Source organism: Paenibacillus sp. FSL K6-1217, from assembly GCF_045040735.1.
In the GTDB taxonomy this organism is placed as follows: domain Bacteria; phylum Bacillota; class Bacilli; order Paenibacillales; family Paenibacillaceae; genus Paenibacillus_AQ.
On the sequence record NZ_CP150271.1, the window covers coordinates 4512318 to 4534617 of the forward strand.

General features: G+C 50.2%; 17 protein-coding genes. All 17 read right to left on the bottom strand.

The window, feature by feature from the left end; all coding sequences use genetic code 11:
- Positions 1–137 precede the first annotated feature (137 nt).
- The 17 genes from MHH28_RS19905 to spoIID all read right to left on the bottom strand — a co-directional run bounded on the left by MHH28_RS19905 (position 138) and on the right by spoIID (position 21970).
- Entirely contained in the window at positions 138–707 is a 570-nt protein-coding gene (locus MHH28_RS19905) for a hypothetical protein (RefSeq protein ID WP_405104811.1), read from the bottom strand.
- An 86-nt stretch (positions 708–793) separates the two neighbouring features.
- Positions 794–3547 (bottom strand): Ig-like domain-containing protein, encoded by a 2754-nt coding sequence (locus MHH28_RS19910; protein ID WP_405104813.1) that lies wholly within the window; start codon positions 3545–3547, stop codon positions 794–796.
- Positions 3548–4135: 588 nt separating this feature from the next.
- Positions 4136–4477 carry a hypothetical protein gene (locus tag MHH28_RS19915; protein ID WP_339220749.1) on the bottom strand — a complete coding sequence of 114 codons (342 nt, stop codon included), beginning with the start codon at positions 4475–4477 and terminating at the stop codon, positions 4136–4138.
- Positions 4478–4602: 125 nt separating this feature from the next.
- On the bottom strand, positions 4603–8514 hold the full coding sequence (locus tag MHH28_RS19920; RefSeq protein WP_405104815.1) for an S-layer homology domain-containing protein: 3912 nt from the start codon (positions 8512–8514) through the stop codon (positions 4603–4605).
- Positions 8515–8720: 206 nt separating this feature from the next.
- A complete protein-coding gene (locus MHH28_RS19925) occupies positions 8721–9848 on the bottom strand; it encodes a glycosyltransferase family 4 protein (RefSeq protein ID WP_405104817.1) in 1128 nt (375 codons plus the stop codon).
- A gap of 116 nt (positions 9849–9964) precedes the next feature.
- Positions 9965–10657, bottom strand: a complete 693-nt coding sequence (locus tag MHH28_RS19930) for a WecB/TagA/CpsF family glycosyltransferase (RefSeq protein WP_405104819.1) — start codon at positions 10655–10657, stop codon at positions 9965–9967.
- Between the two features lie 70 nt (positions 10658–10727).
- Complete coding sequence (gene csaB, locus MHH28_RS19935; protein WP_405117186.1) at positions 10728–11894, bottom strand: polysaccharide pyruvyl transferase CsaB; 1167 nt, start codon at positions 11892–11894, stop codon at positions 10728–10730.
- A complete protein-coding gene (locus MHH28_RS19940) occupies positions 11867–13906 on the bottom strand; it encodes a DUF5693 family protein (protein WP_405104821.1) in 2040 nt (679 codons plus the stop codon). The genes csaB and MHH28_RS19940 overlap by 28 nt, the downstream gene beginning before the upstream one ends.
- Positions 13907–14048: 142 nt before the next feature.
- Positions 14049–15767, bottom strand: a complete 1719-nt coding sequence (locus MHH28_RS19945; protein WP_405104823.1) for a phospho-sugar mutase — start codon at positions 15765–15767, stop codon at positions 14049–14051.
- Positions 15768–15814: 47 nt separating this feature from the next.
- Entirely contained in the window at positions 15815–16237 is a 423-nt protein-coding gene (fabZ, locus tag MHH28_RS19950; RefSeq protein WP_339251866.1) for a 3-hydroxyacyl-ACP dehydratase FabZ, read from the bottom strand.
- Positions 16238–16540: 303 nt separating this feature from the next.
- Entirely contained in the window at positions 16541–16783 is a 243-nt protein-coding gene (locus MHH28_RS19955; RefSeq protein ID WP_405104825.1) for a DNA-directed RNA polymerase subunit beta, read from the bottom strand.
- 9 nt (positions 16784–16792) lie between these two features.
- Positions 16793–17608, bottom strand: a complete 816-nt coding sequence (locus MHH28_RS19960; protein ID WP_405104827.1) for a flagellar hook-basal body protein — start codon at positions 17606–17608, stop codon at positions 16793–16795.
- Between the two features lie 73 nt (positions 17609–17681).
- A complete protein-coding gene (locus tag MHH28_RS19965) occupies positions 17682–18560 on the bottom strand; it encodes a flagellar hook-basal body protein (protein WP_405104829.1) in 879 nt (292 codons plus the stop codon).
- A 49-nt stretch (positions 18561–18609) separates the two neighbouring features.
- A complete protein-coding gene (mreB, locus tag MHH28_RS19970; RefSeq protein WP_405104831.1) occupies positions 18610–19608 on the bottom strand; it encodes a rod shape-determining protein MreB in 999 nt (332 codons plus the stop codon).
- A gap of 127 nt (positions 19609–19735) precedes the next feature.
- Positions 19736–20023 carry a sporulation transcriptional regulator SpoIIID gene (gene spoIIID, locus MHH28_RS19975; RefSeq protein WP_019915029.1) on the bottom strand — a complete coding sequence of 96 codons (288 nt, stop codon included), beginning with the start codon at positions 20021–20023 and terminating at the stop codon, positions 19736–19738.
- Between the two features lie 254 nt (positions 20024–20277).
- Entirely contained in the window at positions 20278–21015 is a 738-nt protein-coding gene (locus MHH28_RS19980; RefSeq protein WP_405104833.1) for a peptidoglycan DD-metalloendopeptidase family protein, read from the bottom strand.
- A 61-nt stretch (positions 21016–21076) separates the two neighbouring features.
- A complete protein-coding gene (spoIID, locus tag MHH28_RS19985; RefSeq protein WP_405104835.1) occupies positions 21077–21970 on the bottom strand; it encodes a stage II sporulation protein D in 894 nt (297 codons plus the stop codon).
- Positions 21971–22300: the final 330 nt, after the last annotated feature.

Consider the following 22300-nt stretch of genomic DNA (forward strand, 5'->3'; position numbering starts at 1 on the left):
GCATTCCAGTGAACTCAGTCGGCGCAATGTTTGTCAGCGGTGGGAATGAGTTCCGGTGTATATGGAGACCCAATATGGGGCATTCTTTATATAGAAGGAAAAATGTCGAACGAAGGTAACCCTAAACAGGTTAAAGCTTATTTCAGCGTATATGCACCACGGACCATAACAACGATTTTCATGGTTTGACCGTTCTGAACAGCGATTCCACGGCCATCCCGGGGGAATGATAACAGATGATTCGTAGGCGCAGCGACACCATTCGCCAAATCGACACCATCCGTCAAGTCAGCTACCCCATTGGTATCCTGGGAATAAATAACTGCTTTGCCGGCGCGAACAATGAATTCTGCACCCGCACCTGCAATTAGAGTCTGGCCTGGCTTCACATCAACAATTTCACTGGCATTTCCAGTATTTCCTGAATCAGCCGAACCGGAAGCCGGTGCTTTGGTAGGAGCTGTGGTTGCAGCCGGTGCATTGGTTGCAGTAGCAACTGGAGCTTGGGTAGGTGAACTTATGGTACCACCCTGCAAAGCCTTCTGAATCTGTTGGTCCACATAGCTCTTGGTAACCACCGGGTCCTCTGCCGTTCCTGGCTGTGAACCGACACCGGCACCTTCAGCCGTTAAGTTAAGCATGGAGCCTGCCCACAGGCCACCCGCCAGCAGCACCGCCGACATCGTAACTTTCCAAGCCGTCTTCAAATGTGATTCCTCCTCATAGTGGGATAAATGGCTATAAAAAAAGAATAGCCTCCGAAGAGGCTATTCTTAATTGCAGTAATCGGAGATTACTTAACGGAGTAGCTTGTTCCGTATACAACTTCATTGCCAGCAATGTCTCTAATGTCAGAAGATCCTTGATCTTTAACCTTAACAGACAACTGGTAAATTTCATTTGCATTCAGGTCGCGTGCTGCATTGTTAGCATCCAGGAAGGTTACATAGAATCTGTCAGCTTCAGTAGCATTACCGATTGTACTGATTCTTACCTTCTCAGGAGCAACAACATCATTGTTAATTGTGAATGTGAAGTCATTAACATCAACACTCTTAACCAATTCGCTGAATGTCAGAACCATAGTCTTGCTGTCTGCAGAATTGATCACTGCAGAATCAAGAGTAGGTTTCTTACCATCTTTCAACTCGATTGCAAGTGTCTTAGGCTCTACACCGTTGTTGGAGTTATCCACAACACCACTTACAGTCAGGTCATAAGACTTAGTCTTGTCAATGCTGGATTTAGGAATGAAGATCCAAGCAGTTTTGTCTTTTGCTGTGTTAACAATGCCAGTAGCATCAGCAATTGTGATATACGCAGTGGAAGGCAGAGCCTTGTTATCCAGCGTGTAGCTGTTAACGTCACGAACAGAGTTAATGTTCAGTTCATTGTCATCTTGCAATCTAACAGCAAGTCTGTACTCACTACCTACTTCTGTATAAGTAGCTGTTCCAACTACTTGTGGTCTGCCAGTATCGGAAGAAGCAGAGTTTCCATCAACTGCAAGGTTAACTGCTGCCAACTTATTACCAGCAGCGCTCTGGTCTTTAACAATGCCCTCAGGCAGACGCAGAGTGTGAGTTCCTGTCAAAGATCCCACATTGAAGATCAGGGACTTCTGATCATCAGATACACGAGCAGTGGTAGAAGCAAGACTAGTGGAGATACCAGTGCTTTCTTTGATCAGAGTAGCAGTAGCTCCAGTATATACGATTTCTTCAGAGAATTTAACTACGATACCAGTACCGGATCTGTAAACTGAGCTAGTAACGGTCGGAGCAGTTGTATCCTTAGTGAAAGTAACTGGTTGAGAAAGTGCACTTCCCAGCGTGTTGCCTAGAGTATCCTTAACGCCAGCACCGAATACAATCGTACCAGTGAAAGTACCGGAGTCTGGAAGCTTACCAAGCGGCGAAGTCAGAGTAAAGGTCTTCTGATCAGCACCACGTGTTACAGTGAACATACCTTTGCTTTCGCCATTCGGATCAAGCAGACGGATGTTATTGGACAGGGAGTTGAAGTCCATGTTTTTGTTGAATACAACAGTGACTTTCTTCTCGCCAGTTGCAGTCAGGCTAACGATTTGTGGAGCTGCAACATCAGAAGTTACAGTTACTTTAGTTGCAAACGGATTAGGTGTGATTGTGTTGCCTGCGTAGTCGCTCAGGTTTCTAATCGACACATCATAAGTTGCACCACTGTTTAATGTAGCAGTAGTCAGTGTCACTTCGTCAAGCGGTGCATAAGCATCACGGCTAACCGTAGCTGCAGATCCGTTAACGTAAGCGATCAGACCAGTCAATCTTACTGGCTCGCTCAGTTTCAGATAAACTTTGTTTGTTGTTGTTTTGGCAACAGAAGTTACAGATACAACCGAAGGAGCAACAACGTCATTTACATTGATAAGGTCAGTAAATGCAGGAATCACTTCATTGCTAGTTGTTCTTACTTCACCCTTAACAATTACAGTATACTGGCCTTTCAAATACTCATTGTTCTGGAAAGTAACCCAAGCTTCAGTACCATCAGCAGCCAGTGTAACATCTGCATCGTTAGGAAGTACACGAAGAGCACCGCTAAGTGGAGTAACTTCAACTAGACCGTCAACCAGTGTGCTTTTTCCGCCAACGTTCTCAATAAGCGTTTCTGGGTCGATAGCACGGTTAAACTTGATAACCAGTTGCTTAGCGTTTGGAGTTGTTACACCAACAACCTTAGGAGCCTGCAGAGTTACTTTTGCAGTGTAGTCCTTTTCAAGGTGTTTGAAGTTGATTGTTGTTTCAACGCCTGCTACCAGAGCAGTTGTCAATTCAACGTTTGCTGTAGTCTTGTCAGAGAAAGTTACAACTACTTTGGTTGGGCTTACTGCTTCAGCAGAAGCTACAGTCAATGTAGCAGTTTTACCAATTTGATCAGCATAGTAAGCTGTTTCAACTACCAAAGAACGAGTAGCGTTAGCTTTGAAGTTGGTGTCCTTAGCAACTAGACCAGCGTTGATAACCGCTTGAGCATAACCTTTAGCCCATACAGATGCACCGTTGTCAGTTGTAGTTGGTTGTTCCAGCTTCAGAGCGATTGCCAATACTTTAGCAACTTCTTCAACTGTTACTTTACCATTGTAGTTAAAGATACCTTTAACAGTGTCTTGACCTTGCATCAAGCCTGCAGCTGTAACAGCTTCTACATAAGGAACAGTCCAGTTTTTAGCTGTGTAACCTTTATCTTTGTAAGACAACTTGCCAGTTACTTCAGTAAGACCGAACAATTTAGTAACGATCTTAGCGAATTCACCGCGAGTCAGATCTTTTTCAAGGTGAGCTTTACCATCAGGGAATCCATTAACGACACCCTTTGCTGCTAAAGCATCAAATGCTTGTTGCGGAGTTACCTTTGCTGTTTCACCAAATGCTACAGAGGCAAACATCGAGAATGCCATTGCTGTAGATAATGCTACGGATAAAATTTTCTTCATAACCTTTTTTTCTCCTCCTTGGACCTTCATAAACTGGGATTTTTCTTTAGTTGTGTAGCTCATATCACTCATTTGTCGAGCACCCCCTTTCCCGAGTTGAGCAGATTAAGTATAAATAATGTCTGTGACGGGTATCACAGAAACTTGTAAACAGCTTCAAGGCATAGCAATACTAGATTCCTAATTCTACCTAAGTATTATACAATGTGCCTCTAGTCACGTAAAGCTAATTTTTCCATTTAGCAATGAGCAGTGCCTTTAAGGCCATCCGCTCTTGCCTTGTGCAAGTGACTCTACACCTTAAACGCAATAGTTTTGAAAAAGTTGCGCTTTGGTCAAAAAAACTTTTTTTGTCCTGCAGTATCCCTGCCCCGAAACTCTAGAAGATACAATATGTATGTTCTACTAACTATTGTTAATGTTGGGTGGCTACGGGAATCAGTATAGCATAGAGGTATTCCAAACGTCATTAAACAATATTTGTTAAGTTTATACACAAATATTATATATTAAAAGCGGGGCTTTTGTAGATCAGCCATTGAGCTAATAAGTATATACCCACATTGCAACACGGTTACACGTTTACGGATAATGATTTACATAAAGAAAGGCTGCCGAGATCACCTCAGCAGCCTTTCCTTGAACTTACTATATCCAGGACTATCGAATCTTCATCGATAGCTGTATTAACTCCTGGCGCTTCTCAGGACTTGCATTAACATTCTCATACATGGCATCAATCGCTGCACGGTTCTCGCGGTAGCTCTTCTCATGTTTGATTGTGCTATGGGACCATTCGATCAAAGCATTCTCTGCAATAACCAGTTCATTATAAGCATCATGGAAGCCAGTTGCTTGGACAAGCTCTTCCATTACTTCCTGAGTGATCTCCTGCAGAGCCCGCTTCGCTGCAATTTCCTTTTCCATAACCTTTGCTCTATTCTCAAACATATTCTTTGCTTTCGTGTAATCCAATTGTGCTTTTGATAAAATCGGTTTCATCGATGGCTTTCACCTTTCACGTAAAAATGGTTTCTTTGACATTGTAACGCAAATGGGAGCAGATTACAAAGATGTCCGAATGGTAATTTAACCTGTATAAGGTTATTACTCTTGGGCTCTCATCCCTAGCTCAGGGTTTTAGGGAAAATTGTAGTGCTTTTTTTCAAAAGCTCCACAGCAATTTTACCGGCCTCAGCTCTTGTCATATTGGCTTTGGGATTAAAGTTGTAAGAAGCCTTTTTCTGCCCTGGGGTGTTCACCTCAGCCCCGTTCATGATTTTAGCCTTTGACACGGCCTGAACTGCTGATAACGCGTAGGACTCTATCTTACCGGAATCCAGGAAGGACTTGGCTACTGCATCCTTCAATTTCTGATCGTTAACCGGCAGCTTCAGCTTGAGTGCTCTGGCAATCATCACAGCCGCCTGCTCACGCGTAATCGGTTGATCGGGTCCAAATACCCCATCGGTAAGCCCGGTCACAATTCCGGCTCTGGATGCTGTCTCAATATGTTCATAGTCCCAAGTCACTGAACCTGCTCCTGGAACCAAATCTGAATAGGTCTTATTACTATCGTAGTTAAGCGGCAGATTCAGGCCCTTTACAAGCAGGGTCGCAAACTCGCCTCTTGTTGTCTGATCGTCTGTACCAAATTGTTCAAAGCGGAGATTATTCATAATCCCCTTGGCATACAGGGCATTGAGAATGTTCCGGGCCCATTGATGATTCGTAATATCGTTATAGCCGCGGCTCATCTTCATAACCTTATAATAACCAAACTCGTCAAACGGAACACTGATCGTGTGCTTGTTGGTATCCACAGTACCGCCAATATTCACCCATTCACGGTTGGAGTTATATTGGAACACAGTGACAACCGTCCCCGCATCGTCAACGACATTGGAGTCAAAGGCCAGGGTTAGTTTCCCCCGCTTGGACGGTGTGATCTTGCGTTCTGCTGGAGTCTGCGGATCTCCGAACAAACCATCTACAGAATAGGGAGCCAGACCATTCGTGGCAGGAATGTAGCCTGCAGTTGAGACTGCACCCAGTTCGCCCAGGCCTCCGCTAATCCAGTACACATCCGATATTCTTACGAAGTTGCTGCTCTCATAAGGAGAACTAAATCGGAGTGAAAACTCATCGGGAATATTCCAGTTAGGAATCCCGCTCTCTTCAAACGTTACCGGGAAGCCGATGACATTGCCATAATCGTTACGGCGTTCCACCACACCTGTTGTCGGTTCAGCAATACCGAAGCGGAGTTTGGTATCAGGATAGAACTTCTTCAGATTGCGCGTATCTGTACTTTGCATTACCGTCCCTTTCGGGAAGTTGAGTTCCAGCTTCTTATTAAATACACTGTATTTGTCCGCTACCTTAGGTGCCATATACTGTGTATCAACGGCTACAGTGCCCGTATAGAATATTGAAATGGTATCTGTACTTGTACTGCTTCCTCTGACAATTTGAATTTTGATGCTGTTTGCCTTATCCGGCTTCAAGCCTACATAATCCAGAACGAACCGGCCCGGTCCCAGATCCGTTCGCTTAACGGCCTGCTCTTTATCAATAACTACATTTGTAGCTCCCTCAGCTTCAATATCAAAATGAACAAAGTTCTTATTCACAACATATTGGGTTCCTACTGAAGGTTGCGGCGACAGAATGCGGTAAGCACTGACCTCACGAATCAGTTCCAGCTTCTGGCTGGTCTTGGCACCCGTGCTGTTGATCAGTTCAAGCGTATAGATGTAGGTTCCCGGTGTATCATTAGTAAGATCCTGAATCCGCATGACGAAGTCCTTCTGACTGCCGGCAAAGCTGGTAGTGTAACGTTGATCTGCAAACACCGGGCTTGCTGTATTCGCGGCACTGGCATTGGCCGGAATATCAAGCGACAATATATTTTTGGTCCCCAGGTTCAGGTTCAGCTTCACCGCTCCGCTGCCTCGCAGCACCAGATCGTAAGTCTTCAGGCTGGTTGTATACTTTGTATCATTATAAATAAAGTCAGGTGTCAAATTGAACAGCTTGGTAAGCAGTACATCCGTTGGTCCAAAATTAGCGTCAGGGAATGTAGATCTTCCTGTGCCTAAGGCCGGCTGGAATTTGCTGATGGTCGATACATTCTCATCCAGAATATAGACGCGCAGTTCCTTGCGGACCTCACGAACCTGTCCCTTTTCATCAACCCCTGTTCCTGTCAGAACAATTTTGTTCTCTCCAAATACGATGGGTCCAGCGGTTGCGTCAATTTTTAAATCCACTGAGAAATTACCTAGTGAATCAAGCCATGTGGTAGCTGTTCCCGTTGGTCTTGTTTTTGCTCCATTCACATACATTTCAGCCAAAAAATATTTACTGCTTAGATTAAAATCAATATACTGCCCTTTGACATTCAACATTGTACTTTCTTTGGAATTGATTACATAAGTCTGTCCATCCGTAAGGTTGGATACATAAATATAGCTTTTGGAGGCAAATGAAATATTCACATCCTTGTTGGAGGACGAGCCATCAATCTTGAACCGGACGGTCTGATTACCGTTCTGGAAATCTGTAATTTTAAAGATATGCTCTGTTGGCGTTACCGCCTTTATCCATGTTGGCTCTAACATTCTGGTGGACAAAGGCAAATAGCTTGCCAGCAGCTTCACAGGTGTGGTTGATATAGCCGTATTGGTCTTAACCAAGATATAAAACTCACCCGAATCCACCTTAGCCCCATTCAACGCTACTCCTGCAGGTACTGTCCCTGTTGTTTCGTTATATCCCGGCAGATACTTCATATCTGTAATTACAATGTTATTCTTCATATACTGAAATTCAATGGAACGGTTAACAGTCTTAGTTCCATAGGCTACCGAAAGATTATGCGTCTGCTTCTCCAAGCGGTTAGCAGGTGTTGCATTATCCTTTGTTAGAGTTAAAGGAATTTTAAAGGTTACCAGCCGATAAGCAGGCGCATCTTTAATGGGAGAAGGCACCAGAATTTCTGAGCCTGATTTCAACTCTACAGTTCCACTGCTTCCAAGTGTTAATCCTGCACCATATTCGATAGCAGGCACTGTGCTATCCAGCTTCACAACTGCTGATCCGCTGAAGGGCACTCCGGAATTGTCTGGAACCATCATCTGGACGAACAAATTGGCAGTATCGCTGTCTTCGGTCATCACAGGCTGATCTCCGTACAAGAAGTCTTGACCTTGGCCATTCTTATCTCCTAAATACATGGCGACTATAGGGTTCTTCTCATCATAATAGAAAATTGAATATTGAAAGCTCAGCGTGTCAGAGCCATTCTGCACAACCAGCTTAAGGCTGTTCACCCCAGGCTTAAGCTCCATTCGCTGGGAAAAGAAGGTGCCATCCTGCAATAAAGATGTACTTGATGCAGTACCCTCATTAAGAGAAACGGTAACCTTGGTTGCATTCTGCGCCTTGCCTTCAAGCGTAATTTCCTTGTTGGCTACGACCAGCTGTGCACCTTCATTCAGATTCAGCTTCTCAGATCCCCCAAGAACCTGAAGCTTCTCCACATAAGGAACCTTATCAAACAGAACGTAAAATGCTTCTGAACGGTCATTGCTGCCTTGTGATCCGGTCAATGTAATCCGGTTCATACCGGGATACAGGGTCAAATTGGCGCTGAAACGGTTATCAGGGCTGTCAACATCCAGTTGAACAACTCCGGGTGTTACATGTGTAGGGTCTTCCAGCCACTTGTTATTCTTCTGATCCCAATTCAATAACTGTACATTTGCTCCCAGTGTAGAGCTGGTTACCTTTGTAAAGGTTCCCGTAACTGTCAGACTCGCATCTGTCACCTGCAATACATTGTCTCTTGCAATCTGCTTTGACGGCACTGAAGAAGACGGAAGTAAAGTCAGATCAACCGTATTCCGCAGCTTTTGATTATCCGGTGTAAAGTAACTGGTCGGCTTATCTGCAGCCGCCGCAATATTCATAAGTCCTGGTGGGACTAAGGATACCAATAAAGCGAACAGAAGTGTCCAGATAAATGTTTTTCTCATGCGCTGCATGTCATTAACCTCTCCCTTTTTGTTGATGATAATTATTTTATCGGTCCAGCAGTCCATAATTTGAAGGACTCTGTCCAACTTTTCTGTAAGCGGCATCCAGATCTGCAATAAGACAAAAAAAAGGCGCACCCTTTATGAAGGATACGCACCAGTATTTAATGAAGCTATTTGTGAATTGAGCTTGGCTTCAACAGAAATTATAACTTGCTGCCCCGCTCCTGCCCAACCTTCATCCGCATCCGCAAAAACAAATCAATCACCGGACGCTTGGTCTTGCTGATGACACCTGTGATCTCTGCGCCGATCTGCAGGAAGAAGAGCATCACGCAGATGACTACGAAGGTAACCCAGTTGGCTTCGTAGAGCGAAGCGGAGGTCTGGATGACCGCCAGGATTCCGAAGAAGGCGGCAATGCCGTAGATGATCAGTACCGTCTGGCGGTGGCTGAAGCCCAGCTCCCGCAGGCAGTGATGGAGATGGCCTTTGTCCGGAGCGAAGATCGGCTTCTTTTGCAGCTTGCGCCGCACGATGGCGAAGAACGTATCCGATAACGGAACTCCGATAATCAGGAGTGGTGTGATGAATGAGACCACCGCAATCTGTTTGAATCCGAGGAGTGCAAGCAGCGCCAGGCAGAAGCCCAGGAACAGCGAGCCCGTATCTCCCATGAAGATTTTGGCGGGATGGAAGTTGAAGAACAGGAATCCCAGGATGCTGCCCAGAAGCAGCAGACAGAGCAGGGCAACCATAGTGTTCCCCATCAGGAAGGCCATGACGGCAATCGTAGCAATGGCGATACCGGATACGCCTGCTGCAAGCCCGTCCAGCCCGTCGATCAGGTTCACGGCATTCGTGACGCCGACAATCCAGAAGATCGTCAGAGGGATGGCAATCCAGCTTTCCAAGGAAGAATAGCTATTATGAAAAGGAATATTTACGAAATCAACCGTAATGCCAAACCCGAAAACGACGATACAGGCAGCGGCAATTTGGCCCAGCAGCTTCACTTTGGCTGACAGCTCAAAACGGTCATCCAGACCGCCGATCAACACAATCAGCCCGCCGCCGCATAGCAGCGCCTTAATGAAATTAGCCTCCCGGGGAGTGAAGTCATACGGAATAATCGGTAATACGGCAAGCAGGCCTAACACAAACGCCAGAAATATGCCGAGTCCGCCAAGGCGGGGCATGATCTTCGTATGCACTTTCCGGGCATTTGGCACATCTGTCGCACCGATCTTAATAGCGAATTTCTTCACGAACGGCGTCAATAGCAGTGCAAGCACCATGCACACAATGAATCCGGCGATGTATATGATTAACATTTGAAAAGTCGACCCCCATTTCTCTACCGCATTGAATTATACGCTGAACCAAAAACAAATTCCAATACTGTTTTTAGGCGGTAACACGGATTTTTTCAGTAAATACCCTCATTTAACTAGTCTTTTGTGACTTTATCTTTCTCTCGCACCACTTTTACTGCGAATTTCGGCAGCGCAAGCATTCTTTTGTAACGTGACGGTTCCTTCAACAGCCGGTATAACCATTCTGCTCTTAATTTCTGGAAGGCAGCAGGAGCACGGCGGCTCTTGCCGGAGATCACATCAAAGCTCCCGCCGACCCCCATCATCACCGGGATCTGCAGCCGGGATTTGTATTTGGCGATCCAAGGCTCCTGGCTGTCCGCCCCTCTGGCGACAAAGAGCAGGTCAGGCTTCGCTTCAAGGATACCCTCTACAATCATTTCGTCCTCTGCCGGACCAAAATACCCGTCATGATATCCTGCGATGACAATACCGGGATATCTTGTTTGTAACCTAGAAGCCGTCTCGCGAATCACCTCAGGGGTGGAACCGAGCAAATATACTCTCCAGTTGTAGCTTTCGCCCTGATGCAATAATTCATGTAAAAGATCAAATCCCGCTACACGCTCAGCTACAGGCTCATGACAATATCCCGCTGCCCATACTACTCCAGTCCCGTCAGGGACAACAAGCTCTGCTGATTTCATAATCTCCATATAAGCGGGATTCTCCAGCGCCGCCATAACCATAATCGGATTGGCAGTAATTACCTGATGGGGTTCACGCTTATGAACTGCGTCAATCAAATAGGAAACGGTGGTTTTCATATCCGCCTTGGATACTCGTATGCCAAAAATAGGCACTGTAGGTAATGCGCTATCTGCTTTCACTTGTCACTCATCCTTTATGGCCGAAATATTGGGCAATTCGCCGGGCCGGAGCTTCTGCCGCTTGCACGAGCGCGGCAATCAGCGGCTCCCGCTCCTGCCTCCAGCTCTCCCCTGAACTCAGCAGCTCCAGCACCCCGGCAGCCACCTTGTCTGCCTCCAGTGTATCTGTCTTGCCCACCGGCTGACAGGCAACCCGCTCCAGGAAATGATCAATCTTCGGATCATAGGAGACACCCAGCAGCGGAACACGCTGTCCCGCAGCATAGATAAGGCTGTGCAGCCGCATGCCTATAAGCGCCTGACACCGGCTTACCTCCTGCAGCATCTGCAGCGGATGAAGCGCGTCTTCACGGATCGTTACCGATCCCCCATTATCCTCTATGCCCCGGCCCATCTTCTGCATCACATAGCGGGAAGCCTCATTGTCGGCAGAATGATGGAAGGGCAGAAAGCGAACATGGAGCGGTTGCACCGCCGAAGCCTTCACCAGACCTTCGGCCAAGGCATCCAGCTCCTGGCGGGATTGCTCCCAGAAGCGCACGGAGACACCAACGGTAGCAGGTCCGCCTTGCAGGCCGGAATCGGGTGTATCCCCGGCTACAGAACCCGCATCAGTATGCTCTGTCTGCATATCCTTAGGCAACTCCAGACCCATAACCGGGTCAGGTACAACGTCTATCTCATCAATGTTAAGCCCCATAGACTGAAGCAACAAGCGGGACTGTTCATCCCGCAAGGAGATATAAGCACATTTCCGGAAAATCGATTTGATTAGCGGATGAAACAGCTTGCGGTTCACCGGGCCGACCCCCTGGGCATAGATAAATGTCGGCTTCCCCATCCACTGGGCCAGCTTAATGATGCCCAGGTAATACGGAATGGTCTTGCTGCTCGTGACATCCTGAAGCAGGCTGCCCCCGCCGCTGATCAGGCCCGCACTCTCCGATAGGGCCCTCCGTACCTCACCCAGCTTCATCCGGTGTACTGATTCTACCCCGTACGTGGCGGCGGTCCACTCTGGATCAATGGATAATACCACAGGCTCCAGCGTAATTCCGGCAGCCTGGGACTGCTTGCGTAGAGCATTCAGAATAGACTGCAGAACGGCTTCATCTCCGCTGTTGCGGAACCCGTAAAAGCCGGAGATTACAATTTTTTGAGCAGCGGCGACCATCGTTTCCAACACCCTTCTGCAATCTGCCATACCCCTACAGCGATAATCCCGATGATCAGGCCGAGTCCAAGACCCAGGAGTCCGCGGATCAGCGAGATCAGCACAGGCGAGTGAATATGGGCAAAGGTATCCACCATAGACAACTGGCCAATGACTGCAATAATCATGATGAAGGCTGCGCTCCGGTATTTATAGGCCAGGAATGCACCGAGAATAAAGAGCGGATGAGCCAGCAGGAATTCCTTGTTGCGCGGTCTTACACCTACGGTATTCTCCAGGAAGACACGCAGGAGCTTCTCCGGTCCGCTCACACTTCCCGCATTGCCGGTCCGGCTTAAATAGTACATGCCCACGATGCCGATAACCCCGGCGGCAATGACCATAGCAAGTGTAATCGGCGTGCGCAGCAGCTTGCCCGTCTTGTTAAAGGCAAACTCACCACGGTACAAAAGAACATAAATGGCGATAAGCCCGATCGGGGCCAAATGCAGCAGACTCACACCGCGGAACTGTTCCAGTACCAGGGCATAGGTGATATTGTTCAGCAGTGCAATGACGAAAGGCACCGCACTGAAGGTGATTAACGCAGTTTTGACATACAGGACCAGACTATGCGTCAGACGGCGGCGCGGGCTCATTACGGCAAAGGTTAACGGATTGGCGCGTAAAGGCGGGCCCATCTCATTAATTTTGCGGATAGCCAGTATTATAGCCAGGGTAGGTGCACTTATGGCTACTGCAAGCGCAAGCGCCTGTTCAAATAAGGTCGGCTTCAGAACCAGCAGCCCGGCGCTTCCAACCAGTCCAAGTACCCACACTGGCAGCGTAAGCCAAGGAATGAAGTAGGAAAACAGCAGCGCAACCATAGCCACCGCTCCGATCACTGCAATCAGCTTGAAATAACGCTGGAAGGAGGAGTCGGCCACATCAAATGCTGTAGCTTGTCCAAGATTGAAGCCGTTAGCCTCAATCTTGGCCACCGCACCTTCAGGTCCGCTGAGACTCTCGATCAGATTATCCAGCGTATCGGTAATCGCAGCCTTCTTGGTATCTCTTGAGGGAATTGTATTCAGATAGATCATGCGGATATTGCGGTCTTTCGTGCCCAGCGCGAAGCGGTCTGCAATCACTTCCGTCTTCAGGTTGGAATCCGCCTCGCTGAGTGAATACAGGCGTGTCACGTTGTAATCCAGCATATAGGCCAGCTTGGAGAAGCCCTTCTGCTGAACCTTAATATTCTCGATAGCCGCAATCCCCATCCCGTGCTGCTTCAGGAGATTGGCGAAGGCTGTCAGACTGGCCGTATCGGCATCATCGGAGTAACCCTTGACAGACTCGCCTTCAAAAAGAATCCGCTTGACGCCAAGCTCGGCGTAACGGTCCAGCAGCTTCTTCACGGCATCCTGATTGTAGGCCAGAGAATCTACGAGCCGGGGCACAATACTGAAGCCCTTCCCATGCAGCATTTCCAGGGTAATAGGGTCCGGCTGTAGCGGCTTGAGCGTTGCATCCTCCAGCGGTGTCTGGATGATCAGCCCCTGTTGCCCCCGGTAGTTCCACTCTTCCGTCTGGATATCCAGCCTGCTGAAGGCATCCCGGATAACCGGCAAGAGCATTTCACTGTTCTTCGCACTGGTAAAGAGGACATATGTATAGTTCTCATTCTCCGGAATCACAGTATCGGTAAGATTGGCAATATCAGACGCTCCCCAGATCATCAGGCGGCGCGCCTTGCGGAAATCCTCCAGTGTATTCTCATAGATAGCCATACTCTGAACACCGGCAGCCTTCAGCCGGTCCAGCTGCTCGTTGATATAATCCTGCGGGTTCTCCCGGTAGCTCGCAACCTCAACCAGATCGCGGTAATCAAAGACAAACTCCACCGTTTTGGAAGACCTCTCTGTCTGCAAACGGTCATATACGACCGGAAGCGCCCCGATCAGTCCAATCACCATAATAATCCATAACCACTTGCGTGATGCTATATTCCAGCGTTGCCATTTCTGCTGCACCAAAGTACCTCCTCTTTCACTTTAAAGCTGATTGCCGTACCTCATAGATGCTGATCCTCTTGCCAGCGGCAAATTTAAGCGGAAACGGAGATCTCTCCATCTGGAGCAGCTCCGTTTCCGCAGTGAAGTTATATATTGTGTATTATTTCCCGTCTACCCGTGCCATAACCTGACGGGTCAATTCAGCAACCTTGTGCTTGGCATTGTCCAGTGATTCACCCACAACGGCAAAATACACTTTGATCTTCGGTTCTGTGCCGGAAGGGCGCAGGCAGAACCAGGAACCGTCCGACAGCAGATATTTCAGCACGTTCTCCTTAGGCAGTCCGTCCAGACCCAGGGAATAGTCCAGCACCTGCGTTACGGAAGCTCCGGCGATTTCATGCGGCGGGCTGGTCCGCCAGTCATTCATGATCCCCTGAATCTGAGCCACTCCGTCTTTGCCTTTCAACGTGCGGGATTCCAGACTCTCCAGGAAGTATCCGAACTGCGCATACAACTCTTGCAGCACATCATACAGGGTCTTGCCTTGGGCTTTGTAATAGGCACCCGCTTCGGCGATCAGCATCGCAGCCAGGACGGCATCCTTGTCACGGGCATAGTTGCCGGCCAGGTAACCGTAACTTTCTTCGTATCCGAACAGATAGGTATACTCGCCGGACTGCTCGAACTGGTTCATCTTCTCCCCGATATATTTGAACCCGGTCAGAGTGTTGAACACCGTAGCGCCATAATGGCTGGCTACAGCAGCGCCCATCTCACTGGTTACAATCGTCTTGACTACAGCACCGTTGCTTGGCAGCTTCCCTTGTTCCTGTAACCGGCTCAGATAATAATGAATCATAAGTGCGCCCGACTGATTCCCGGACAGCACCACAAATTTGCCTTCATTGTCACGGACCACAGCACCCATACGGTCAGCATCCGGGTCTGTACCGATCAGCAGATCCGCATTTAATTCCTCGCCCAGCTTCATCGCCAGGGTGAAGGCTTCGCGTTCCTCCGGATTCGGTGATTTCACGGTAGAGAATTCGGAATCCGGCTGTTCCTGCTCAGGGACTACATGCACCTGGGTGAAGCCGATCTTCTCCAGTACACGGCGGACCGGAAGATTGCCTGTTCCGTGCAGAGGCGTATAGACAATGGAGAAGTCACGGCCCAGCGAAGAAGCAATTTCTTCACGGCTGACACTTACCGCAGCAACCGTATCCGTAAAGGCTTCGTCCTCTTCGGCTCCCAGCCAGTGCAGCAATCCTGCGCTCTCTGCAGCGTCCTGAGACATGCGCTTCACCCCGTTGAAGGAGTCCACATTCAGGATATTAGCAATAACCTGCTCTGCTTCATGCGGCACCAGCTGACCGCCCTGGGCATTGTAGACCTTGTACCCGTTATATTCAGGCGGGTTGTGGCTGGCGGTGATCACGATGCCTCCAGAAGCCTTCAGATGGCGGACAGCAAAGGACAGCTGCGGCGTAGAGCGCAAGGAAGGGAACAGATGGGTCTCAATGCCGTTGCCGGCGAGTACAAGCGCAGCCTCCAGCGTGAATTCCGGCGAGAAGCGCCGGGAATCGTGGGCAATGACCACCGAGGGTCTGCCTTCTCCCGTATGCTGTCCCAGAATGTAATCTGCAAAGCCCTGAGTTGCCCGGCCCACCGTATAACGGTTCATCCGGTTACTGCCTGCCCCAATGACTCCGCGCAAGCCGCCTGTACCGAATTCAAGATCTCTATAGAATCGTTCTTCCAGTTCCTTCGGTTCACCCGCAAGAGCCTTCAGCTCTTCTTTGGTGCTCTCGTCGACAGAAGGGTCCTGCAGCCAGCGTGTCAGGGTCTCCTGCGCTTTCGGGCTTAATCCAGTCATGTCAATCTCTCCTTCTCCATCTATAATATATAAGTTTATAACAGGAACTAGCTCAGTGCGAACATAATCTCGCCGGAGGCTACCGTCTTGCCGTCCACCTTGGCGGTGGCTTGTCCTTTGCCGATGCTGCCTTTAAGCCGGGTAATCTCTACCTCAAGCACAAGGGTATCGCCGGGTACAACCTGTCCACGGAACCGGAAGCCGTCAAGCCCGGCCAGAAAGCCGATTTTCCCACGATTGGCCTCTACTCCGAGAATAGCTACAGCACCCACCTGAGCCAAGGCTTCGGTAATCAGCACACCCGGCATAACTGGAAACCCAGGGAAATGTCCGGCGAAAAACGGCTCGTTCACTGTAACATTCTTGATGCCTACCGCACGTTTGCCCATTTCTATTTCAGTAATTCTGTCCACCAGCAGAAATGGGGGCCGGTGGGGGATTATTTCTTGAATTTCATTGGTATTCATCATGATTAAAAAGCTCCCTTCGGTTGTAACCGCGTCTTATGAACCTCCGCCTACAGCAGCACTTTTGTTTTATTCTCCGCTGCCCTGCATAAATATGGGCAGCTTCGGCAAAAACTATAATTATCCTTCACCACCTGCAGCAGTGGAGGTTGAGATAAGGGGCTTTCTCCGCCGCACGCGGCAGCATGGCGGAGAGAGCCCTTTTTGGCGCTCTTAGGGCACGCCATCATTATACATTTTCCAGTATAAAAAAGAAAACTCCCCTGCACAACAAGGGAGCCTCCGATATCGGTGTGTCATTACGTTTCAGGGTGCGAATACCAGGTCATATACATGCTTCCAGGTACTCCACAGGAGCACATCGCTCAGTTCCTTTTTGCCGAGGATCACATACCCTACGACCAGCCCGCCCCCAAGCGCGGCAACGAGCAGCAATGGGATCAGGAACCACTGGATAATGGTCCAGGCCTTAATTCTGCGCCGCTTCACCGGCTGCTGTTGCTGTTCTTCTTCTGCATTCTGTGCAGTCTTAACCTTCTCACGACTCATTCCTTCACCTCACGCGCGCATGTTATTAGCCAGGCCCAGCATCTGGTCACTGGAGGACAGCGCCCGGGCAGCAAGCTGGTACGTACGCTGAATCTGCATCATCTCCGTCATTTCCCGGCTCAGATCCACGTTAGAGGATTCAAGATAGCCTGAACGCACGCCCACTGTCGAAGGCTCTGCAGCAGCCTTGAATGCCTGCTGCGCGGTCACACCCTCAGCCAATACATAGAAATTGCCATCTACCGCCTGGAGTGCTCTCTTACTAAGCGGCTCAACAATCATTAGACTGCCTGCCAGGACAGGCGGCTGTTTCTCATCCGTCTTGGTCCACACTTGCCCGCGCTCATCAATAGCAGCACTTACATTAGCCCCTACGGTGAGCGGGGTGCCGTTCGCACCCAGCACAGGGTTCCCGGTATTGTCCACAAGAATCATCCTGTTCTTATTGGCGGTATCCGGGGTGAAGTGGAAGTTCCCCTGGCGGGTATATGCCGTTTCACCGTTCACCTGAACACCGAACAATCCGTTGCCTTGGAGCGCCAAGTCCGTAGGCTTCCCTGTCTCCTGGAGCGTACCTTCCTCCCAATTACTTGAAACTGTAGGCACACGGACACCGAAGCCGATATTGAAGCCCAGCGGCATACTGCGTCCAGGCTGATTATAATCCTTGGACTGCTGCTGCACACGGGTAAGCACATCCTCGAATGAGCCTTCTTTACTCTTATAACCATTGGTATTCATATTGGCTATGTTATCCGCTATAATATCCAGCCGCTGCTGCAGACTGGCCATCGAGACAGCGGCACCGATTGTCGAGTTGTTCACAGGTCTAACCTCCCACAAGTCTGATAAGAAGAAACTGGCTTACACCGTCAGTATAAGGGTCCATGCAGCCCGGTTATACCCGGCCGACTTCATTCACGGCCTTCTGCAGGCTGCTGTCATAGAACTGGATCACTTTCTGATTCGCTTCATAAGCGCGGTAAGCGGCGTTCATATCCACAGTCACCTGAGTGGCATCCACATTGGAGTTCTCGAGGTAGCCCTGCCGTACCTGCAGATTATCCGTTCCATTAGAAAAGCGGATGTCTGCGGCCTCCACATCATCGGCATGGAAGACCCCGTTGCCGTCACGCACCAGCTCCTGCGGTCTTGTGATGACGCTGATTCCGATCCGGGCGCCTGAAGGCTGCCCCGTATTATTGTTAATCAGATTGCCCTGCCCGTCCACTGTAAGGTTATCCTGGGGCCCTGTCAATCTCAGCGGATTGCCGTTACTGCCCAGCACCTTGAATCCTCCTGAGCTGAGCACTTCCCCTGTGGGAGCAACGGTAAAGCTTCCGTTACGTGTATATAAATTATTTCCTTCATTATCTTGAACGGTAAAAAACGCCTGCGGCCGGTAAGTAACCTCGCCATCCGGACTGATATATTTACCCGAGCCGTCAAAAACAAGGTTGGTCCCAGGATTATCAGGGTCCTCGATCTGCAAGTCGGTGGACAGCGCAAAATCCGTGCTTTTGCCGCTCTCGATGAGGTCGCCCTGAAGGTATTGGGAGACGGACTGCTCGGCAAAAACCCCGGTGTTGATCCGTCCGACGGGCTTAGCGGCGCCCCCGCTCATTGCGGTAATCAGCACCTCGGGGAAGGCGTGGCTTACACTGTCCACCTGCTTGTACCCCGTAGTATTCAAATTGACCATGTTCTGCGTCGCCGTATCATGTCTGCGCTGCTGTGTTACCATGCCTGCTGCGGCTGTATATAATCCTCTGAGCATGAGGTCAGTCCCTTCCTGGAATCTGCTGTTCTCCCTTATTATCGGCAGGCTAGAACTTTTTCTTAACCACCTTGTCCAAATGATCCAGCATAATTCCTGTGCCCTTCACTACACAATGCATCGGGTCCTCAGCCACCCAGACCGGCACATGAAGCTGTTCGGAGAGCAGCTCGTCCAGTCCGTTAAGCAGAGCACCGCCGCCGGTCAATACAACTCCACGGTCAATGATATCTGCCGACAGCTCAGGAGGCGTACGCTCCAGCACCGACTTGGCCGCAGCCACAATGGATGACACCGGGTCCCACAGCGCTTCCTTCACCTCGGCGGATGAAATGGACAGGGTCTGGGGAAGTCCGCTCACCATATCACGCCCGCGGATATCCATCTCTGCCTTCATCCCGCCCGGACGTACCGAACCGATGGTCACCTTGATATCCTCCGCTGTACGTTCACCGATCAGGAGCTTATATTTCTGTTTGATATATTTTAAAATGGCATCGTCGAACTTGTCCCCCGCAATTTTAATGGAAGAGGCGGTAACGACGTCGCCCATAGACAATACGGCTACATCCGTCGTTCCGCCGCCAATATCGACGACCATATTTCCGCTAGGCTGATAAATGTCCATTCCTGCGCCAATGGCTGCAGCTTTGGGCTCTTCCTCCATGAACACCTCTTTGGCCCCGCTGCGCTCTGCCGCCTCACGGATGGACTTCGTTTCCACAGAAGTAATATTGGTGGGAGCACAAATCAAAATACGGGGCCGCGAATACCAGGTCCGGCCGCCAACGCTGTCAATAAAATATTTGAGCATCATTTCCGTAATGGCAAAGTCGGCGATCACACCATCCCGGAGCGGACGGATCGTCGTTATATTACCAGGTGTCCGCCCGACCATCCGGCGTGCTTGTTCACCAACCGCAAGGACCCGCTTCGTATCACTTTCAAGTGTGACCACGGAAGGTTCATTCAGAACGACTCCCCTTCCCTTGACATGAATGAGCACGTTGGCTGTGCCGAGATCGATTCCGATATCCTTGCTAAGCATAATGAAAGAGCCCCCAAAGTGTTATTTTAAATGAGAAATGAAGATTGTACCAAATTTAAAAATACCATACTTTAGGGGGTGAGTACAATGGACTAAACCTGAATTAGGGCTTGAAAATCCGAAAATCTTATGGCTTTGAGGCTACGGCAACCTCACGCTTCTTACCTGTGGTTTTCTTATATTTAATTTTTGTGGCTTCTCCCCCCCGAAGATGACGGATGGACTTGTGATATTCGAGAATGTGCTTCACCTGATCAGCCAGATCCGGATTGATCTCCGGCAGCCGTTCGGTTAAATCTTTATGCACCGTGCTTTTTGAAACACCAAATTCCTTGGCAATGGTCCGGACCGTGTGCCTGGTTTCCACGATGCAGCGTCCGATCTTAATGGTACGTTCCTTGATGTAATCGTGCACGCTCCCGCCTCCCAACTGTGAATAGTTTGGTACATTATATGAGTGGCGGGACTATATATTCGCGCTTTCAGGACATGACAAGCCCAGGAAGGCTCATTTTATTTCTCGGACAACCCAATTCACTGCATTTCACAGCCTGATTTCCGGAATAGAACCTGCCAGACTGTCCATTTCGGGTCAAGTAGCGACGGCAACGCCGTCCTTATAGGTTCATAAAAAAACAGGAGGCTTCCGCCCCCTGCATTTGTTTCGGCTTAGCGCTGCGGAAGCAGATCTGAAGGATTCACAATCTTGCCGTCCTCATGCACTTCAAAGTGCACATGGTTGCCAAGACTCTTCTCCATCTCGTTGCGTCCCGCTGTAGCCAGTGTATCGCCCTGCTTCACATCATCGCCCTGCTTCACCTTGGTTTCGCCAAGGCTCTGGTAGACCGTCTTCAGATCGCCTGGAGAGGTTACCTCGATTACCTTACCCAATACAGCCACATCTTCCACTCTGGTGACTTCACCGCTGAGTGCCGCCTTCACATCAAACGTCTTGTTGTCCTCACGGGCAATATCAATTCCGGTGTTGGTGACAAAGGTATTGTTGTACTGTACCATCGCCGCAATATGATTCTCTTCCGTGCCGTTCTCATCGTAGTACGGTTTGACCACTTCTACTTCACTTGGGCTGGCAACCGGCCAGACCAGGCTTTCGGCTGAAGCAACAACTTCCAGGGCTTCGGGATCACCGTTGACGGCTCCGGTTTTGTTACCGGCTTCTCCTTGGGATACTACCGCGGCGTTGTCCGGATTCAGCGGCTTCTGGCCGGCGTCCTGATAGACCCACACCAAGGTTAGTATAATTGCCGCTGCCGCCGTGTAGACTGCCGGGAATACCCACCGTTTGGATAACAGTCTGGTCCATGAAGAAGGCTTGGCGCCTGAATCTCCCTGCTTGTTTTTGAGAGATTCATCATGGGTTGATTTGATTTTGTCTTGTTCATTCATATGGTTATCACCTCAGTAACCAGTGTTACCGGGCGCTTCGCTTTTATACGTATCTTGCAGATTATTTTTTCAGGAGAGTTGAGATTCCGGTAAAAGTGACCCCGCTGTAGTAGTGTTTGAGAATCTGGGTAGCGGTCTTCCCCTGCTTCGCCATCCCGTTCGCCCCCCACTGGCTCATGCCGACACCGTGGCCGTTACCATAGGTTGTGATCAGTACCTTCCCCGCTTGGCGCTTCCAGGTGAACTGGCTCGAACGCAGCCCCAGCTTCTCTCTCACTTCCCGCCCGGTAAACACCTTCCCTCCAATAGAGATCTCTTTGATCCGGTGCCCGGTAGTAAGCGACAGCACCTCTGCCGGCAAGCCGGAGGAGGAGCGCGATGAGACCGGCTGCGCCTTGCCCGAGGCTCCCAGACTGGCTGCCGCCGGCAGCTCCCCGCTTCCCAGGCCCAGCTTGCTGCGCAGCTCCGAATTACTGAAGGTGTAGGTTGCCGCCAGGTTCGGGGTGATCTGCAGCTCCCAGGGGCTGGCTACACTGCGCAGGTAGGGAACCGCAGCATTCCAGTACTCCTCGGAGTTCTCGGTGTACCCTCCGCTGGAGGCGAAGAAGGAAGCCGTGATCGGCTGCCCTTGATAGGTCATGATCGTTCCGCGCGTCTCCAGGACCGCGCGGCGGAGCTTGGCCAGTCCGGCACGCTTGCTGCCGGACGCCCAGTCCCGTTCCAGCACGGCCTTCGATACGTAAGCCTGATGGCTTACCGTATCGCTCACATCGGCTTCAGGAACGGGCACCCCGCTGTGGTCGCCGGCCGCCAGACGGCGGGCAATGAACGTGCGGGCCGCTACGGCCTGCGCCTTGAGCGCTTCTAGCTCAAATTCGGCCGGCATCTCGGCCGCCAGTACGCCGCTGACGTATTCCTCCAGCGGCAGGGTCTCTATTTGTCCGCTCCGCGACAAATAGACGGAGACCTCCGGCTGCGGCGCCTCTGCGGCAGCCGCCTGGTCCCCCGCCGATGCCGGAGCCGGCGGGGGGACTGTTCGGCCGTGGCCTGCGGCACGGCCGGGGGGGCCGGCGGCTGTTGGCCCCCGCGCTGCGGGACAACAGCCAGCGGCAGCAGCAGCGCCGCCAGCAGGGGCGCTGCCAGCCAGGCGGCGGGGGCCAGCCGCCGCAGCGGAGACGCGCCGCGCCGCGCGCGCGCGTAACGGCGCGGACGCTTCAGGATGCGCCGCAGGTTCGTTAACTCTTTCATCTCTATGGCTCCTTCCGTAAGCACCGGTGATTCTTAT

Coding starts and splice junctions, on each gene's coding strand:
- MHH28_RS19915 (WP_339220749.1), bottom strand. CDS start 4,477: ATGAAACCGATTTTATCAAAAGCACAATTGGATTACACGAAAGCAAAG.
- MHH28_RS19980 (WP_405104833.1), bottom strand. CDS start 21,015: ATGAATGAACAAGACAAAATCAAATCAACCCATGATGAATCTCTCAAA.
- MHH28_RS19925 (WP_405104817.1), bottom strand. CDS start 9,848: ATGTTAATCATATACATCGCCGGATTCATTGTGTGCATGGTGCTTGCA.
- MHH28_RS19910 (WP_405104813.1), bottom strand. CDS start 3,547: ATGAGTGATATGAGCTACACAACTAAAGAAAAATCCCAGTTTATGAAG.
- MHH28_RS19930 (WP_405104819.1), bottom strand. CDS start 10,657: ATGAAAACCACCGTTTCCTATTTGATTGACGCAGTTCATAAGCGTGAA.
- fabZ (WP_339251866.1), bottom strand. CDS start 16,237: ATGATGAATACCAATGAAATTCAAGAAATAATCCCCCACCGGCCCCCA.
- csaB (WP_405117186.1), bottom strand. CDS start 11,894: ATGGTCGCCGCTGCTCAAAAAATTGTAATCTCCGGCTTTTACGGGTTC.
- MHH28_RS19920 (WP_405104815.1), bottom strand. CDS start 8,514: ATGAGAAAAACATTTATCTGGACACTTCTGTTCGCTTTATTGGTATCC.
- MHH28_RS19955 (WP_405104825.1), bottom strand. CDS start 16,783: ATGAGTCGTGAGAAGGTTAAGACTGCACAGAATGCAGAAGAAGAACAG.
- MHH28_RS19965 (WP_405104829.1), bottom strand. CDS start 18,560: ATGCTCAGAGGATTATATACAGCCGCAGCAGGCATGGTAACACAGCAG.
- MHH28_RS19945 (WP_405104823.1), bottom strand. CDS start 15,767: ATGACTGGATTAAGCCCGAAAGCGCAGGAGACCCTGACACGCTGGCTG.
- mreB (WP_405104831.1), bottom strand. CDS start 19,608: ATGCTTAGCAAGGATATCGGAATCGATCTCGGCACAGCCAACGTGCTC.